Below are 17132 nucleotides of genomic sequence, written 5' to 3' on the forward strand. Positions count from 1 at the left end.
GTAGGCGATACGGTTGGCGCGATGGGCCAACGCGCAGGCCACGATGCTGTTGACGACGGTCGAAATGTAGGCCGGTGGCGACGGGGTGGTTTCTAGGTGGGGTCGCAACACTTTCTCTAAGTTCTGGAGGTTGTGTTGACATCGTCGCGTCGGGTGAAGAAGGGGCCGGGGCGTCGTCCGCAATCGGCCAAGCGTCAGCGGTTCATGGAGTTGCGGGCCCGCGGGTGGAGTGTCCGCGCAGCGGCGCGGGAAGTCGGTGTGTCGCGGTCTGCAGCGACGAACTGGACACGCGGTTACAAGACCTACCGCAACGGCGTCGCGGTCGGGTTCGTCCCGCCACTGGATCGCCTGGCGGTCCGCGAGATCAGCCCGCGATACCTCTCCCAGGATGAGCGGATCGAAATCGCCGATCTACGGCGGTCCGGGCTCAGCGTGCGGTCGATCGCCTCGCGGCTGGGTCGAGCTCCCTCGACGATCTCGAGAGAGCTGCGGCGCAACTGCACCGCCGGCCGCGGATATCGACCATTTGATGCTCATCGCAGAGCCACCGCCCGACGGGCACGTCAGCGACAGCGCCGGGTCGACACCAACGATCAGCTCAGCGCCGTGGTGACCGAGCTGCTTGCCCAGCGGTGGAGCCCGCAGCAGATCTGCCGCCACCTGCGCCAGCGCTATCCTGCTGACCCGTCGATGTGGCTGTGCGCTGAGAGCATCTATCAAGCTGTGTATCAGCCGAATTCACGATTCATGCGCCCCACGCGTCTGGCGCCGCACCGGCGCTCGCCACTGCGAACCGGACGCGATCACCGTCGAGCACACCGACGCCAACAGCGCCGCCGCCCCCGGTTTCAACAGCCGATGCTGAGCATCCACGAGCGACCCTTCGAGCCTGTCGACCGCTCTGAAGCCGGCCATTGGGAAGGAGACCTCATCATCGGCAACAACCACCTCTCGGCTATCGGTACGCTCGTCGAGCGCCAGACCCGGATGTTGCGGCTGGTGCACCTGCCCCGGTGTGACGCGGACTCGCTGCACGCCGCTCTGGTGGGGCGGATGCGGGACCTACCGCAGACCCTGATGCGGTCGATCACCTGGGACCAGGGCACCGAGATGGCGCGCCACCTGGCCACCACCGACAAGCTCGGCGCAGCGGTCTACTTCTGCGATTCCCGGTCGCCCTGGCAACGGGGAAGCAACGAGAACACCAACGGCCTGCTTCGCGACTACTTCCCCAAAGGAGTCAGCCTCGCCGGGCATCTGCCCGAGCACCTCATGGCCGTCGAGCACGAACTCAACAACCGCCCCCGAATGGTCCTGCAAGACCGCTGTCCCGCTGACTTATTCGCCGCGCTGCTAGCCTCAGGACGTCGGTCAGTGTTGCGACGTTGACTAGAACTCACCCCGTCGCTTCTGGCCTAGTTTTCAACCGTCGTCAACAGATGCCACCGTGCTTGCCGCGGTCTTTAAGCCCATGGGCGTAGGGTCCGTCAGATTAACGGTGTAAGCGGCATCTTCGGTTAGGTGGTTTCGCTGCCCGGCATGCGGTCGGCGAAGGTGATCGCGAAGGCGTTCAGTGCTGGTTTCCAGCGCATGGTCCATCGCTTCTGTCCGGTCCCGGTCGGGTCCAGTGACCGGGTGACCAAGTATAGGCATTTCAGCGCTGCCTGCTCGGTCGGGAAATGACCGCGGGCCCGGACAGCGCGCCGGTAGCGGGCGTTCAACGATTCAATGGCGTTGGTCGAACAGATCACCTTCCTTATCTCGGTGTCGTAGTCCAGGAACGGTATGAATTCACTCCAGGCGTTGCGCCACAACCTAATTGCTGCCGGATATCGGTTACCCCACTCGGCCTCGAACGCGTCCAGCGCCGCCGCTGCAGCCTCAGCGTTGACCGCGGTGTAGATCGGTCGCAACGCCTTGGCGATCGCGTCGCGGTGCTGGCGCCCGGCGTAGCGGAACGTGCCGCGGATCAAATGGATGACACACGTCTGCACGACCGTGTCGGGAAACGCCGCGCCTACCGATTGCGGCAACCCTTTGAGTCCGTCGCAGACCAGGAAGAAGATGTCGGCCACCCCGCGGTTCTTCAACTCGGTCAGCACGGCCAGCCAGTACTTGGCCGACTCCCCGTCGCCCTCGCCGGCCCACATCCCCAGTACGTCGCGGTGCCCGGCCAGATCCACCCCGATTGCCGCGTAGACCGGGCGGGGGCCGACCTGGCCGTCGCGGATCTTGACGTGCAGGGCGTCGATGAACACCGCGGCGTACACGCGCTCCAGCGGGCGGGTGTGCCAGGCAGTCATCTCCTCGACCACACGGTCAGTGATCCGACTGATCGTGTCCTTGGAGACTGCCGCACCGTAGATGTCGGCGAAATGGGCGCTGATCTCGCCGGTGGTCAGCCCGCGGGCATACAACGACAACACCACCTCATCAACATCGGTCAGGCGGCGTTGACGCTTCTTGACGATCTCGGGTTCGAAGCTGCCCGCCCGGTCGCGCGGCACATCGATCTCGATCTGCCCGCACGCATCGGTGAGCACGGTCTTAGCACGGGTTCCGTTGCGGGAGTTGCCCGAGCCGTACCCGGCCGGATCGTGACGGTCATAGCCCAGATGCTCGGACAATTCCTCGTCCAGGGCGGTCTCGATGACCGTCTTGGTCATCGCCTTGAGCAACCCACCCGGACCGGTCAGCGATACGCCGGCCTCGCGGGCCTGACGCACCAGCTCCCGGGCGACCTCGAGCTCGTCGACCTCACGGCTATCCGGGACTGCAATGGCCGCTGCGGCGGCCTCATCATCGGGATTCTGTGATAGCTCCACAGCCACGACAGTTTCGGTCATCATGCGACCTTTCCGGCCCCGACACACCGGGGCCGATCAGGCCGTTTACACCCTTACTGCGACAGTCCCTGGGCGTACTTTTGGCTGCCGGTTCGTTGAGCCACAGTCCGACGCCGAGGTCGATCAAGGCGCGGTGAACCGTCCTGGGTCTGGTGGAGATCGTGATCGCACCAGGAGGATGTGGTTGTGGCTGCGCCGAGGAAGTTCGACCCAGAGACCCGGGAGCGGGCGGTACGGATGTATCACGACCGTCTGGCCCATAGTGATGATTCGAAGTTGGCGGCTCGCCGCCATGTCGGAGAGCTGCTGGGGATCAATCAGGCGACGTTGCGTAACTGGGTCGAGGACCGGCACTTCGGCAGCCGCTCGACGGTCAGTGACGACGGTGGCGATCAGTCGGCCGAGGTGGTGGCGCTGCGCAAGGAGGTCGCCGAGTTACGCAGGGCCAATGAGATCCTCAAGACAGCGTCAGCGTTTTTCGCCGCGGCGGAGGTCGACCGCCGACTGCGGTGATCGTCGACTACATCGACGCTCACCGAGACCATTTCGGGGTCGACCCGATCTGCGCCGTGTTGAGCGAGCACGGGCTACAGATCGCCCCGTCCACCTACTACGCGGCCAAGGCCCGCGGCCCGGTCAGTGACACCGACTGGGCCGATGCGCACGCCGCCAACACCGTGCACCAGTTGTTCGTGGCCAATCGGCGGCTCTACGGGGTGCGCAAGCTCTGGCATGCGATGAAACACGCTGGTCACGACGTTGGCCGGGATCACGTGGGCCGGCTGATGCGCCTGTGCGGAATCACCGGAGCGGTGCGCGGAAAGCGTCGCACCGTCACCACCACCGCCGATGCGACCGCGGCCCGGCATCCGGATCTCATCGATCGGCAATGGGGTGTGCCGGCGCGTCCGGATCAGTGGTGGGTGGCTGATTTCACCTACACCTGGACGCTGGCCGGGTTCGTCTACACCGCGTTCTGCGTCGATGTGTACTCGCGGCGGATCCTGGGATGGCGGGTGATGTCGACCAAGGCCACCCCACTGGTGACCAGCGTCCTCGAGCAGGCCGTGTTCACCCGACGTAGGACTGATTTCCGTTTCACCACAACAGGATTGGTTCATCATACCGATGCCGGAAGCCAATACACCTCGCTGGCGTTCACCGAGGCGCTGCGTGATTCCGGGATCGCCGGCTCGATCGGCCCGGTCGGTGACGCCCTGGATAACGCGCTGATGGAATCAGCGATCGGGCTATACAACACCGAACTGATCGACCGCCACAAATCCTGGACCGGCCGCGCCGAAGTCGAACGCGAAACCGCCAGCTGGGTGCATTGGTACAACACCACCCGCCTGCACTCGTCTCTCGGCTATCTCCCACCCCTCGACTACGAGAACCGCTACCGTGACCGTCACCTCCATCGCGGAGGTGGCATAACCCAGGTCTCCATCCAGACCAGGACGGTTCACTCCGGCACCTACGCCACCATCACGACCACCGCTGACCACGGCCTCTACAGCTCCGACCCCACGAACGCCTCCGGTGTGGGGTTGCGGGTAGCGATTCGCGCCGACGACTCCTGTTTCACCACCGACGACGCCCTGATCCTGGAGGTGCCGCCCACGATGACGTTCAAGGTTCCTAACGTGGGCAGTGATCTGGCCGCGACCGCTGACACAGGCAGTGTCATGCTGATCGAGGCGGGGTTGTCGACGGGGAGCCTCACTGACGGCACCCCGTTCGATGGTATCACCCGCATCGCGGACATGGACGAGTACACCGCTGTGGTGAACGCCGGTTCCACCGCGGCGGGTGCATCGGCGCAGTGGACGCTGACGGTGCAGCGCGCCGACACTGGGCACTATGTGGTCGAGGCAATTGGTTTGTAGGGCAGGTAGGCTCGCCTGACGTATTTTGCGAAGGTGTCCGCCGCGAATCAGGTACAGGTGAAGATCGGCAATCCTCCTGCTGCGGGCGGTTACCCCGGCGGCGTGTGTGGTGCGCTATCGCATTGTGTGGGGCTGAGCTTCAGCCACGAACTGCTGCTTCGACTGGCGGCAAATGACGACGATAATGGCGCAGCACACGAAAGCGAACATGCTTTGTTTGAGAAAGTTGCCGAAGCCGTACCAGGCCAGTGAGTAGCCCATTGCCGACATCACCACGTAGCCGAGGAACAAGCCGGGGGATCTGCGCGCCAGGCGGTCCAACGAAGTCATCAGCGCGGCGAACACGGTCAGTACGAGGTAGGGGCCGTACTTGCCGAAGTTGATGATGGCTTCAACGAACAGGTGCGAGCCGATGGTCCAGTTGTTACGGCGGAACACTTCGGGCACGAACGACCCGTTAGCGACGATGTAATCCTGGCTTCGGATGGTGTCGAACAAGCTGGTGTGAACGAAGTTCGGGGCCAGCCGAAGAAACGCGTCGAGGTAGGTGCGACCCGAGAGTGCTTCCCCGGTGTCGATGCGGCGGGCGTAGTAATCCTGTGCGATGATGTTGACTTGATCGGCGGCGCCCATGTAGGCCAGGGCCGCGTTGAGGTCGGGGGCAAGCAGGAAGTCGAGTGCTTCGCCGGATGTCATTCCCACCGAGCGGGTGTACGCCAGGCATAGCAGGAACAGGTACGCCACGGCGGCGGCGGTGCTGACAGCAACCACTCGACGTATAGGCAGCTTCCGGGTGGACAGCGTGTGGAACAGCCAGATGAACGCGAAGATGACGATCAGGAACCGGAAACCGTTCAGCGTCACCAGCAGCGCAGCCCCGACCAAGGTTAGAAGGATTAGCCGCCGGTAGCCCCCGGCTGGCACGAAGAACATCGCATAAGCGAACAGCGCCGAGAGCATGATCGAGGACGCCTGGACCAGGAACATTGATTCAACGTCGGCGGTCAGCAGGTACTCGTCCCGTGCGGTTGTTCCCGCTACGGCGACCAGCGCGCCGGCGGACAGAATGGTGAGCCCGAGCACGGGCACTTGGTAGCGGGCTGCCTGGTCTGGGGTGAACCGTCCAGTCGGGTAGCTGGGGGCTTGGGATATCGCGAGGTTGGCGAGTATCCCGAAGAATGTGAGGTAGAAGATGCTCTGTCCCAGCGCCTCGGGGAAGTCTGCGCGAGCGCCCCATCCGACGCGCCAACTGGACATCGGTAACTCCAATACGAAGTTCGACACCCACACTGTTACAACGCCGTAGGTGAGGAAGACTGCCAGCGCGGCAAATAAGAACATGCGGTGCATCAGCAGCATTGATGCCGTGTAGATGCTGAATAGCACGCAGCAGCCGGTCCACAGCAGATACGTTGATCCCTTTTCAAGCGGAACCGCGAAGCCGAACGCGAACAATGCGGCACCTAGCAGCGACATCAAGAGATGAACGCGACGCTGGTCGGTGTCCTGTAGCGGCTTCGTTCCCGCCAATCCCCCCATCCGGGCATCGTAGCGAGGAGGCCGACTATGCGCGCAGGTATCCGCACCCTCGCCCTCACCAGCGTTGCCTACGCCGCGTCGACCGCAATCAACTAACGGTGGCACCCACGGCCCCTACCCTGAGAGCGCCTGGTCGTCAGCACCACTCTGTGCCTCGCGGGGTACACCGGCAAGCTTCTGGGCCGCGACCACCTCGGCGGCGAGCTGTTCAAGAGCCCGTAACGCCGGGTGGACGTGAGAAGTGGCGGTCCGGGCAGCGCGCACCTCAACCTGGACGCCTCCCCCGTCACCCGCGACAGTGTGGAGCGGTTAGTGAAATGCACCGACTACTCCGGCGAGTTCATCCGCACCAAAGTGCGCACAACCGCGCGCGGCGACCATATGCAGGTAGGGCGGGAACTGATAGCTAAAGCAATCCGACCCTCCACTGACAAGGAACAGCGTCAGAAACGCGACCAGTGCGCCGATCCAAGAATATTGCGCATGTGGCGCACGAGAAGTGCAACCCCGCCTAAGCCCAACACGCCTGGCGCTACGAATCCGCCGACAGTAATTGCCATGTTCGTGTAGATCGCCGCGATAACTGCATTCAAAGCCCAGCAGAAAGGTGACCGGCCGGAGTTAACGTCGTAGTCTGCCGTAACAGAGGCGGCACGCCTCGTAATCCCCCCAATCCGGGGCAGTGTAGCGGGGAGCAAACCATCGCGATTTGCACGAGCGCGCCTATATCAATCTAGTTGATGTGTTGATCCCAGAGAGCGCCACGCCCTACCTCTTCTGCTGACGGCGGCGTCGCGACACAAGTTGTCAGCTCGGGGCGAGTTCTAATCAACGTCGCAACACCGACGGACCATATGGAATCAGCACGGCAGCGAGGAGGTCTGCGGGGCAACGGCTTTGGAGGACAACATCGGGACAGTTGTTGAATTCGCCCTCGACCGCCAACAGGTGCCTGGTGGGTAGTTGATGAAGACGAACGCCCTTCGGGGGTAGTCCCGGAACAGGACGTTGGTGTCTTCGTTCGTTCCGCGTTGCCAGGGTGATCGGGAGTCGAAGAAGTAGACGGGGCGCCGAGCCCGTGTGTTGTAGCGAAATCGCGCGGAATCTCGGTGCCCGGATCCGAGGTGATCGATCGCATTAAAGCCGCCGGAGATCTGCAAGCAGGCTACGAGGGCGGCAGGCAGCGAGTCGGGTCAGCGCCGAGCAGATGCAGTCCATGATTCGACAGGCGCGGACGACCACTGGACACCAAACGGGTGCCGTCACGGTCACCTCGGCCGCTGGATGGCTTGGTCCGCATCCCTGTGTAACCATAAGTTCCATGAGGGGGATCATTCTGGCGGGCGGTTCTGGTACCCGCCTTCATCCGATCACGCTTGGGGTATCCAAGCAATTGATTCCTGTGTACGACAAGCCGATGGTCTATTACCCCCTGTCAACGTTGATGTTGGCAGGCATTCGCGACATTCTGGTGATCACCACGCCCCACGACACCGAGCACTTCAGGCGTCTACTGGGCGATGGTTCTCATCTCGGGATCTCGATCACGTTTGCCCAGCAACCGTCACCTGACGGACTAGCTCAGGCGTTCACCATCGGTGCAGACTTTATCGGATTGGACAAGGTCGCATTGGTGCTCGGCGACAACCTCCTCTACGGACCAGGGATGGGTAGGCAATTGAGTCGCTTTACCGACGTTGATGGGGGAGCAATTTTCGCATACTGGGTCGCCGAACCTTCTGCCTACGGCGTAATCGAATTCGACGCCGACGGCCTAGCCCTATCGCTGGAAGAAAAACCGGAAGAACCAAAGAGTAACTACGCCGTCCCCGGGTTGTACTTCTATGACAACGATGTGGTCGATATCGCGCGAAGCCTTAAGCCGAGCGAGCGCGGCGAGTACGAGATTACTGACGTCAACAGGTCATACTTGAACCAGGGCCGATTGCACGTCGAGGTACTGCCCCGCGGCACGGCCTGGCTCGACACAGGGACGTTTGACCAGATGACCGATGCGACCGAGTATGTACGAACCATGGAACGACGCACAGGCTTGAAGATCGGCGCACCAGAAGAAATCGCCTGGCAGCAGGGATTTCTCACCTCAGACGAACTCCGCGAGCGGGCCGAAAAGCTTGTGAAGTCCGGCTATGGGAAATATCTGCTGAATTTACTGGACAGGGACTTCTAGTGTCGCGACTGCTCGTAACGGGGGGAGCCGGGTTCATTGGCTCCAATTTTGTGCGCCACGTCATTCACACCACGCAGTACCACGTCACCGTCCTGGACAAACTGACCTACGCTGGCAACCAGGCCTCGCTGAACGACCTGCCCGACAACCGTCTGACTTTCGTCCGCGGTGACATCGCCGACGCAAATATCGTCAATGACCTGATGGCCTCAGCCGACGCGATCGTAAACTATGCCGCAGAAACTCATAACGATAACTCGCTGCACGACTCGCGTCCTTTTTTGGAGACCAACCTAGTAGGTACATACACTCTACTCGAGGCGGCCCGCATGTATGGGACCCGGTTGCACCACATATCCACCGACGAAGTGTATGGGGACTTGACTCTCGAAGACACCAAAAGATTCACAGAATCCACGCCCTACAATCCCTCGTCTCCGTACTCGTCGACCAAGGCCGGCAGCGACCTCTTGGTCCGAGCGTGGGCTCGGTCATTCGGCGTCGCAGCGACAATCTCCAATTGCTCGAATAACTACGGCCCGTACCAGCATGTGGAGAAATTCATCCCGCGCCAGATTACGAACGTACTGCAAGGTATTCGGCCAAAACTATACGGCAGCGGATCAAACGTTCGTGATTGGATTCATGCTGATGACCACTCTTCGGCGGTGCTTTCGATCCTGGAAAATGGTCGTATGGGTGAAACCTACCTGATCGGCGCGGACGGCGAGAAAGACAACAAATCGGTTGTTGAGCTAATTCTGAGGCTAATGGGCGAGCCTGCCGACGCCTACGACCACGTCGCTGACCGCGCTGGCCACGACCTTCGGTATGCCGTCGACTCGACCAAATTGCGGGCCGAACTCGGTTGGGAGCCAAGCTACCGAGACTTTGAGAAGGGCCTCGCTGCCACGATCGCTTGGTACCGCGACAACGAGACCTGGTGGTCCTCGGCCAAGGGTGCCGCCGAGGCGTTCTACGCCCGTCTTGAGTGTTAGCAGAGGATCTAGCGTTGACCCAGTACGAAAAGCCGCTGCTTTCTAGCGAAACTCCGATTCCGGGCTTGCTGTTGTGGGACTTGACCGTGCATGGCGATAATCGTGGCTGGTTCAAAGAGACTTGGCAGCGCGAGAAGATGCTGGCCGCGGGACTGCCAGACTTCGGCCCCGTCCAGACCAACGTCTCGTTCAATTTTGCGGTAGGCACAACCCGCGGCATCCATGCTGAACCATGGGACAAATTTGTTTCGGTCGCCACCGGAAAGGTCTTTGGAGCATGGGTCGACCTAAGGGAAGGCGAAACCTTCGGGACGGTCTTTACCGCTGAACTCGACCCGTCGAGGGCAGTCTTTGTGCCGCGAGGGGTAGGCAACGCCTTTCAGACATTGCAACCCAACACCAGCTACGTTTACATGGTTAACGACCACTGGACGGCTGACAGAGAGTACGTCTCTGTGGACCTAGCAGACGAGACACTTGCGATCGGCTGGCCAATCTCGTTGTGCCGCTCTGAATTATCGACGAAGGATCGGGGTAATCCGCGCCTAGCAGACATCGCCCCGATTGCTACCCGAAAAACTTTGATCTTGGGCGCCGACGGGCAACTTGGCCGCGCGTTACGAAAAGTCTATGGCGAAAGAACGAATGTTGAGTTCGCCAGCCGTTCCGACTTCGACCTGGCAATGCCAGGGACCGCCTTAGATCGATGCTGGCGCGATTACGACACGATCATCAATGCCGCCGCCTACACTGCCGTCGACACGGCTGAAACCCCGGGCGGACGCGCCGATGCTTGGGCCACTAATGTAACCGGGTTGGCTCGACTGGCGCGTATCGCGACTCTTAACGGCATAACGCTCGTACAGATTTCGAGTGACTATGTATTCGACGGCACCGCCCAGCGCCCCTACCGCGAAGATGACCCGGTGACTCCAATGGGCGTTTACGGACAAACCAAGGCTGCAGGTGACCAGATCACCGCTACAGTGCCGCGGCACTACATCGTGCGCACCTCTTGGCTTATCGGCGACGGCCACAACTTCGTTCGCACCATGCTGTCGCTGGCGGCCCGCGGAATCAGCCCGCGGGTTGTCAACGATCAATACGGACGACTGACCTTCACTTCCGAACTAGCTCAGGCCATTCGCCACTTGCTCGAGAGGCGCCCACCATATGGCATCTACAACGTCAGCGGATCTGGCCCCGTTGGCTCATGGGCAGATATTGCGCGACGGACTTTCGCCCTCGCGGGGTCGGACCCGAACCGGATCACCGACGTAAGTACAGCTGAGTATTCGATCGGAACCTCGGGGCCAATCTCGCCGAGGCCACATAACAGTGTGCTGGATCTTGAGCGGATTAGGTCCACTGGGCTTTCGCCACGTGACGCTGACAACACGCTCAAACAGTACGTCGAGCAATGCTGGTCGTGAGGAACAATGACTACTAAGAGAACAGAACTGACGCCCAGTAGTGTGGCGCCATTGAAGACTCGAACGGGAGCAGGGGAGGCAACAGGGGTGCGGGCGCGTGATCTTGCTCCGAAACACTGCCAAAGTACACCTCTGTCCCCTGCAGCGAGATTCCAACCGACTGCCGTCCCGAATAGCCTAGAGACGCGACAGCGCCGTTCGTGTCGTCTAACGACTGCAAACACGGTGGAATGAAACATGCCAGAAATACTTGCGCTTATCCCTGCCCGGGGCGGTTCAAAAACAGTGCCCCGGAAGAATGTGCTTCCACTGGGGGGTCTCCCCCTCATCGCCCACACGATCCTCGCCGCACAATCTGCCTCGCTCGTGAGTCGTGTCGCTGTCTCAACCGAAGACGCCGAAATCGCGGCGATCGCGCGACGCTTCGGCGCACATGTGGTTCCTCGTCCGATCGAACTCGCAGGGGACGAGGCTAGCTCCGAGTCCGCGCTGCTTCACGCGCTCGACTATCTGAAGGATACGGAAGGCTACCGGCCCGATATCCTTTGCTTTCTGCAATGTACTTCGCCTTTGACAACCGCCGAGGACGTTGACAATGTGCTGGCTGCGTTGATCGATGCCGATGCTGACACAGCAGTGGCTGTGACACGCTTTCATTATTTCGTATGGAAGCAAGATGCCGACGGCAATGCGATTGGAGTTAACCACGATAAGGCTGTTCGACAGCGTCGCCAGGACCGTGATAACGAATATCTCGAAACGGGCGCTGTCTATGCAATGACCGCAGAAGGATTCCGAACGGCGAAGCACCGATTCTTTGGTCGAACCGTTGTCCACGAGATGCCCGCGTCGCGCGTGCTGGAGATCGACGACCCCGAAGACTTCGAACTTGCCGCGGAGCGTATCGACCGGAAGAAGAAACCGACAACGAGGCTGCCGTCCAGAATTGAAGGGATCGCATTCGACTTTGACGGGGTGTTTACGGATGATTGCGTTGTTGTCGATGAGCACGGCACTGAAGCAGTTCGCTGCTCTCGTCGCGACGGAATGGGCGTCGAAATGCTGCGCGATGCCGGCCTACCTATGATTGTGCTTTCAAAGGAGCGTAATGCGGTAGTCGCGCAGCGTTGTGAGAAGTTGCAGCTCGAATACCGCCAAGGGCAACACAGTAAGATCGGTGCCCTCGAGGACTGGCTCGGCGACCAAGGAATTGATCCTACACATTTGATCTACGTGGGCAACGACGTCAACGACCTTGAATGTATGGCCGCAGCCGGGGTTTCTGTTGCCCCCTCGGATGCGCATCCCGCCGCGCTTGCGGCTGCGTCGATCGTCCTCCGTGCTCAAGGGGGTAGGGGGGCAGTTCGCGAGCTAGCGGACATGATCCTCGGAGCGGTCACGTGAATTTCTTGCGTGACTTGACGACCGTCGTAGCAGTGAATAATGCAATTTCTGCCGAGCTCGCAAGACAAGATTTAGTGTTGCGCGAGATCCCGTTGAAATCAGTCGCCTTAGTTTTACTCCGCGACGTAACGGAGCCGTGGATGGAACAATGTGGCTTGGTACTCCGTTATCCAGGCCGCCCGGCTAGTGGACTTCTGGGGCAATGGCGCTTCATCGGTTTTTACCGAGCTGCCGCGCGACTCTTACGAGACTTGGAGAAGCGGGCGGACATCCGACATATCTATCTAGTGAATAACGACAGCCTCATCACGGCTCACCTATTCTCCATAGCCGAACACCGCCCATCCATCGAAGTAAGCGTCGTAGTGGAGGGCATCATGAACTTTCAGGAGATCAGTCTTTCAAATCGAGCGCGATGGCGATGGCAAATCAAGCCTATGGCCGCACGCCTGTTGGGTTATCGATACAGACAACCAAGAAGCCATCTGTCAGGCGCATTTGAACCGCGGACAAGCCGAATAATCAGCTTCGCGTTGGAGGGCTTGAAAGCCCCGGAAAATAAGGTGGTTAGGCGGACCTTTCAGCCTGTTGAACCACCGCGTAAGAGCGATCCGAAAATCGCGCTCGTCGTTCTGACAGGGTTGCATCAATGGATGGAAGTAGAAAAGTTCGAATTCTTCGCTCAGGCTTTTGTTGCCTGGCTTGAAAATTCTGGCTTTCAAAAGATCCAGGTGAAAAAGCACCCGCGTATCCCTGGCGGCCTGATTGAGGAGTTGTTGGAAGGTCACGAAGAGGTAGGTGTAGGTGTAACAACCGAGAGTATGGCTGCCGATCTTGAGGCTGGCACCGTCGTAGGCACGTGCTGCACGGCACTTGTCACGTTCAAACTGATGAGACCAGATCTACGTTGCATTGATTTTGGTTCGGACTATTACAGCGAACACGCCTATCACGGAGATAACAGCGTAAAAACCCTGTTATCGGCGACAGGCGTGACGCTAATTCAGATGCCCGGGTCGTACTCGCAGGGCCCGACGATGACATGAATCGGGCGCTACGGAGAATGCTAGGAAATACTCGCCGGGGATCGACGCGCACCTCGTGCCGGATGCACGCTATTAGCGAGTATGACGCCTTTGGTCCGCGGGGAAAGCCTAGCAATATACGTGCACCGGCAGCGCACGCGTGAGTGGTTCAAAGAGCACGTTGGGCAATTTGCTCTCGGCATTGGCCCTACGCGGCACTGCGCTCGGCGGCCGCTTTGTATTCGTCATCTTCGCAGCGAAGTACATGCTGGCGGCGGACTTCGGCCGCTTCGGCTTGTTGGCCGGCCTAGCGCTACTAATTCCGGTGGTAGTCGGCCTCGAAGCGTATCAGGTGTTACTCCGCCGCATCCTGCAAGAGCCTGGGCGAGCGGCAGACTCACGTCGCTTCTACGCCGTTTTTATGATCGTCGGGTCGCTCCTATCGGGCGCGATCGGCGCCTTAACGCTCTCCGCCTTCGGTTGGTCCGCTACCGAGGTGGGACTCGGCGCCGTAATTCTGGTTCTCGAGCACATTGGGCTGGAGACTTCACGGAATCTCATTAACGAGAGGCTGCCAACGCTGGCGGTATTGAGTGTGGCGTTGCGTACCGGCGCGTGGGGCGTAGCGGTCCCTGCGATGTTCTTCCTCGGCGCGATACCGTCGCCGTGGACATTTCAGACAGTACTCTGGTTCTGGATCGTCGGTGCTTCCGGAGCCGTGCTAGCAGGCTCGCCAATTTGGCGCCGATTTCGTCCGCGCTCCAGCGACTTCCATCCGCTGCACGCGTGGACGCTGCTCATCGAAGTACTCGGCCGAAGTCGGACGTGGGTGGTTTTCACCGCGAGCTTGCGCGTCATCGAAACCGGTGGGCGCTTCGTCTGCGCGTGGATGATCTCGGACGCTGCCGCCGGCCGGTTTACATTCGTTTCGATGTTAGCGTCGCTCAGCTACGTGGCGCAGAAGGGTGTGGCGGAGCCGATCTACCACCCCCGGTTAAGCGGACTCGACGTGGATGAGGATATTGATCGCGAGTTCTACCGCATAACCATCGCCGTAATCGTCGGCGGGACCCTATGCTCGATGTTGGGCCTCGCTGCGAGCACGTGGCTCACCGGCGTAGTTCCACCGAATGAGGAGCTAGTCAGCTTCGGCCTTCTCTGCCTAGCATTCGCATGTTTAACGCTAGCGCAACCGGCACACTATAGGCTTTACCGGCGGCATAACGATACGGCCATCATGACAACCGGTATAGCCGGATGTGTCGTGATGGTTGTTACATCTGTTTTTGCAACTCAGTTGTGGGGCATCGTCGGCGCTGCCGCGGCCGTCCTACTCGGAGCGTTCGCGCTGCTAGTACTGAAGATTCGCGCTGCCCGGACTTTGAATTACTGACGACTGCGCGGGCCAGTTGGTGGAACGCATCTGGTTAACCTCCGACTTCTTGTCAAAATATGCTAGCTGTGAGAAGTTTGCAGCAAGGACGAATTGCTACCGACTCGGGCGCGGCATGGATTCACCGACGCAACTCCGTTTACGCGGCAGGCAGTGTCGATATCTGAACGTATAGACCCTGGCCGGCCAGCGACACTTCCAGCATTGTGGCCCCTCACGTAACCAGCTCACCCGATGGCGTTGCCCAGTGCCAGACACCAGCGAATGAACGAACAGCGAACCCAAACGGGGCTTTAAATGCTGCGTAACGCTTCAAACACCACTGACTTCGGCAACATATCGTCACCGGAAGTGATAATCTGCAGAAATAGCTGAAATCGCGGACGTCGGCACAAGAACCTACTAACCGACTGCCCCTAGGGTTAGCGCCGCGCTAGATTGACACACACTGAACGTTAGGCAGACCATCTTTATTCACGAGCTACCCACACTTCCCCGAAAGACTAATTTAAATTGATCAGTAATCGAGCCTTCAACGCAGAAACACCACTTTTAGACGTAATCATGGTCACATACGGGCGATCGGATCTCGTGCGAAACAGCCTTGACGCTTTGCTGACGAGCGCTCCCGCCGGCACATTACGCGTCACAGTGGTCGACAACAACTCGCCCGACGATACGCCAGACGTGATATCTGCTGAATTCCCGCAAGTGCGCCTGCTCCGAAGAGTAGACAATCCCGGATTCGCAGTTTCAAATAACCAAGCGCTCGCGCTAGCAACTGCGCCTTTTATTCTGCTATTGAATCCTGACACGGAAGCACGCTGGCCAACGCTCCAACATCTAATAGACGAGCTAGAGCAAGACGTTACTATCGGCATGATTGGTTGTCGCCTGTTGCTCAATGACGGCTCCTTCGACCACGCGGCTAAGCGGCGGATTCCCAGCCCATTACAGGCGCTGCGATATTTCACGTCGCGCGCGATCGGGCGAACGGAAGGACAATATGTTGCGAACGATATTCCCGAAACGGGGACGGGCGATGTGGATGCGCTGAACGGCGCCTTCATGCTACTAACCCGTGACGCACTAAGCGCCGTCGGCGGCCTCGATGAACGCTATTGGATGTATGCCGAGGATTTGGATTGGTGCGTTAGGTTCCGAAACGCGGGCTGGCGCGTTGTCTATGACGGCCGCGTGACTGCACTCCATGTTAAAGGCGCCAGTTCAGGCAAGCGGCGGAGCCTGCTGTTGAACTACCACTTCCACCGAAGCATGGCGATTTTTTACCACCGCCATCTCGGGCCGTCCAATGGTCATTTGCTCAACGTGTTGGTCATTCTTGCCATCTACCTGCGGTTTACACTCGTCCAGACAGCCACTGTTGTCTGCAACGCCGCTGCGATGATACGAACACGCGAATGCGCTATGCGCAGTAAGCCTCTCGGCCAGCCGAAGCCTCGCGATCGCTGGCCCGAGTAATGCGTTGGGCCTGCGAAAGCGTTGTCCGGGGGCCAAGTCAGCCGGCGACTGATTGGACTGGGTTGCTGACGACTGCCGAAGACGAGGCAGATGCCCGCGGGACAGGGTTATTGGCTATAGTTCGTGTCATAGCCGCTCTCACTGCCCCCTATTCGTGCGTTAGGACTTTTTCTAGCTACGAACATAAGATAGGAGGCGAAACGCGGATTACCTATCGCATAGCAAATGTAGTCATAAGTTAGGCCAATTATAAACAACGGAACAAAAAAGCGGTAGTAAGAGCTCGAAAAGTAGCTGGCATATTCTTCTTCTATTTCAAAGCCTGCATTCCTAAGCATTGTTCCGAATTCACGATGCGTAGTGCGATCATAGAAAGCTTCGAAGCCAAGCACGCCTGCCGAATTCGGCACCAGTCTGCGCAGAAGCCACTGCGAAATTTTCCGAGGCAATATACGGTTCAAGACTGCGAAAGTCGCGTACCTGCTCGGAAAAGTTACAATTAATCGGCCACCCTCGCGCAGCGCGCGATTTGCCGCCGCCAAGAAGGACGCATTATCGTGGAGGTGCTCAATGACTGCGCGTCCCATGATCAAGTCGACCGACTCGGGCGGAACTCCCAGACCTTCACATGCGTCACCGCATATCTTTTGATCTAACAGTGAGTTACCGGACATCTCACTCAAATCGATGTCGAAGCCGATCAGTTGCATTCGCGAAGTCTTTAACGACGGGTTGAAGTGCCACTTTTTTCCGGCCCCCACGTCTAGGACGCTATCTGGTCCACGGCGTAGCAGTTCCGCCCCCGCCACATCGTATCGCGTGTAGGCGTGAGTCGTCTCCACTGTCAATGGTGAAATTCGATCGCTCAAAGCGACATTTGCGTCCACAAACCGCTTCAGCAAGTCATTCATGAAGATCAAGCCCCCGTAGAA

General features: G+C 59.6%; 11 protein-coding genes, 1 pseudogene and 1 other annotated feature. Of the genes and pseudogenes, 9 read left to right on the top strand and 3 right to left on the bottom strand.

The features are described 5' to 3' along the window. The first annotated feature begins 204 nt into the window (after positions 1–204). Positions 205–1389, top strand: coding sequence for an IS30 family transposase (locus ACEWX3_RS21265; protein ID WP_374159913.1), 1185 nt, complete (start codon positions 205–207; stop codon positions 1387–1389). A 128-nt stretch (positions 1390–1517) separates the two neighbouring features. On the opposite strand, the gene ACEWX3_RS21270 is transcribed toward ACEWX3_RS21265, so the two are convergent. After that, the gene (locus tag ACEWX3_RS21270) at positions 1518–2849 is read right to left on the bottom strand and encodes an IS256 family transposase (protein ID WP_163676268.1); all 1332 of its coding nucleotides are present in this window, start codon (positions 2847–2849) and stop codon (positions 1518–1520) included. 183 nt (positions 2850–3032) lie between these two features. On the opposite strand from ACEWX3_RS21270, the pseudogene ACEWX3_RS21275 reads away from it, so the two are divergent. Continuing rightward, a pseudogene (locus ACEWX3_RS21275) lies at positions 3033–4255 on the top strand (IS3 family transposase); the annotation flags it as partial. Next, positions 3317–3448 (top strand) — a sequence feature (AL1L pseudoknot). (Overlaps the previous pseudogene by 132 nt.) Before the next feature lie 594 nt (positions 4256–4849). Here the strand turns inward: ACEWX3_RS21275 and ACEWX3_RS21280 are convergent. After that, on the bottom strand, positions 4850–6274 hold the full coding sequence (locus ACEWX3_RS21280; RefSeq protein WP_374157605.1) for a hypothetical protein: 1425 nt from the start codon (positions 6272–6274) through the stop codon (positions 4850–4852). A 1321-nt stretch (positions 6275–7595) separates the two neighbouring features. On the opposite strand from ACEWX3_RS21280, the gene rfbA reads away from it, so the two are divergent. The 7 genes from rfbA (at position 7596) to ACEWX3_RS21315 (ending at position 16200) form a co-directional block, all read left to right on the top strand. Then, positions 7596–8465 carry a glucose-1-phosphate thymidylyltransferase RfbA gene (rfbA, locus tag ACEWX3_RS21285; RefSeq protein ID WP_374157606.1) on the top strand — a complete coding sequence of 290 codons (870 nt, stop codon included), beginning with the start codon at positions 7596–7598 and terminating at the stop codon, positions 8463–8465. Further along, the gene (gene rfbB, locus ACEWX3_RS21290; protein ID WP_374157607.1) at positions 8465–9463 is read left to right on the top strand and encodes a dTDP-glucose 4,6-dehydratase; all 999 of its coding nucleotides are present in this window, start codon (positions 8465–8467) and stop codon (positions 9461–9463) included. The genes rfbA and rfbB overlap by 1 nt, the downstream gene beginning before the upstream one ends. Before the next feature lie 14 nt (positions 9464–9477). Beyond that, the gene (locus ACEWX3_RS21295; protein ID WP_374157608.1) at positions 9478–10896 is read left to right on the top strand and encodes a sugar nucleotide-binding protein; all 1419 of its coding nucleotides are present in this window, start codon (positions 9478–9480) and stop codon (positions 10894–10896) included. A 237-nt stretch (positions 10897–11133) separates the two neighbouring features. Next, positions 11134–12300 carry a cytidylyltransferase domain-containing protein gene (locus ACEWX3_RS21300; RefSeq protein WP_374157609.1) on the top strand — a complete coding sequence of 389 codons (1167 nt, stop codon included), beginning with the start codon at positions 11134–11136 and terminating at the stop codon, positions 12298–12300. Next, complete coding sequence (locus ACEWX3_RS21305; RefSeq protein ID WP_374157610.1) at positions 12297–13346, top strand: hypothetical protein; 1050 nt, start codon at positions 12297–12299, stop codon at positions 13344–13346. The genes ACEWX3_RS21300 and ACEWX3_RS21305 overlap by 4 nt, the downstream gene beginning before the upstream one ends. A 160-nt stretch (positions 13347–13506) precedes the next feature. Further along, a complete protein-coding gene (locus ACEWX3_RS21310) occupies positions 13507–14718 on the top strand; it encodes a hypothetical protein (protein ID WP_374157611.1) in 1212 nt (403 codons plus the stop codon). Positions 14719–15282: 564 nt separating this feature from the next. Beyond that, a complete protein-coding gene (locus ACEWX3_RS21315) occupies positions 15283–16200 on the top strand; it encodes a glycosyltransferase family 2 protein (protein ID WP_374157612.1) in 918 nt (305 codons plus the stop codon). A 107-nt stretch (positions 16201–16307) separates the two neighbouring features. On the opposite strand, the gene ACEWX3_RS21320 is transcribed toward ACEWX3_RS21315, so the two are convergent. Further along, positions 16308–17111, bottom strand: a complete 804-nt coding sequence (locus ACEWX3_RS21320; protein WP_374157613.1) for a methyltransferase domain-containing protein — start codon at positions 17109–17111, stop codon at positions 16308–16310. Between the last annotated feature and the right edge of the window lie 21 nt (positions 17112–17132).

This window comes from Mycobacterium sp. G7A2 (assembly GCF_041902445.1).
Classification (GTDB): domain Bacteria; phylum Actinomycetota; class Actinomycetes; order Mycobacteriales; family Mycobacteriaceae; genus Mycobacterium.

Coding starts and splice junctions, on each gene's coding strand:
- ACEWX3_RS21265 (WP_374159913.1), top strand. CDS start 205: ATGGAGTTGCGGGCCCGCGGGTGGAGTGTCCGCGCAGCGGCGCGGGAA.
- ACEWX3_RS21270 (WP_163676268.1), bottom strand. CDS start 2,849: ATGATGACCGAAACTGTCGTGGCTGTGGAGCTATCACAGAATCCCGAT.
- ACEWX3_RS21280 (WP_374157605.1), bottom strand. CDS start 6,274: ATGGGGGGATTGGCGGGAACGAAGCCGCTACAGGACACCGACCAGCGT.
- rfbA (WP_374157606.1), top strand. CDS start 7,596: ATGAGGGGGATCATTCTGGCGGGCGGTTCTGGTACCCGCCTTCATCCG.
- ACEWX3_RS21300 (WP_374157609.1), top strand. CDS start 11,134: ATGCCAGAAATACTTGCGCTTATCCCTGCCCGGGGCGGTTCAAAAACA.
- ACEWX3_RS21315 (WP_374157612.1), top strand. CDS start 15,283: ATGGTCACATACGGGCGATCGGATCTCGTGCGAAACAGCCTTGACGCT.
- ACEWX3_RS21320 (WP_374157613.1), bottom strand. CDS start 17,111: ATGAATGACTTGCTGAAGCGGTTTGTGGACGCAAATGTCGCTTTGAGC.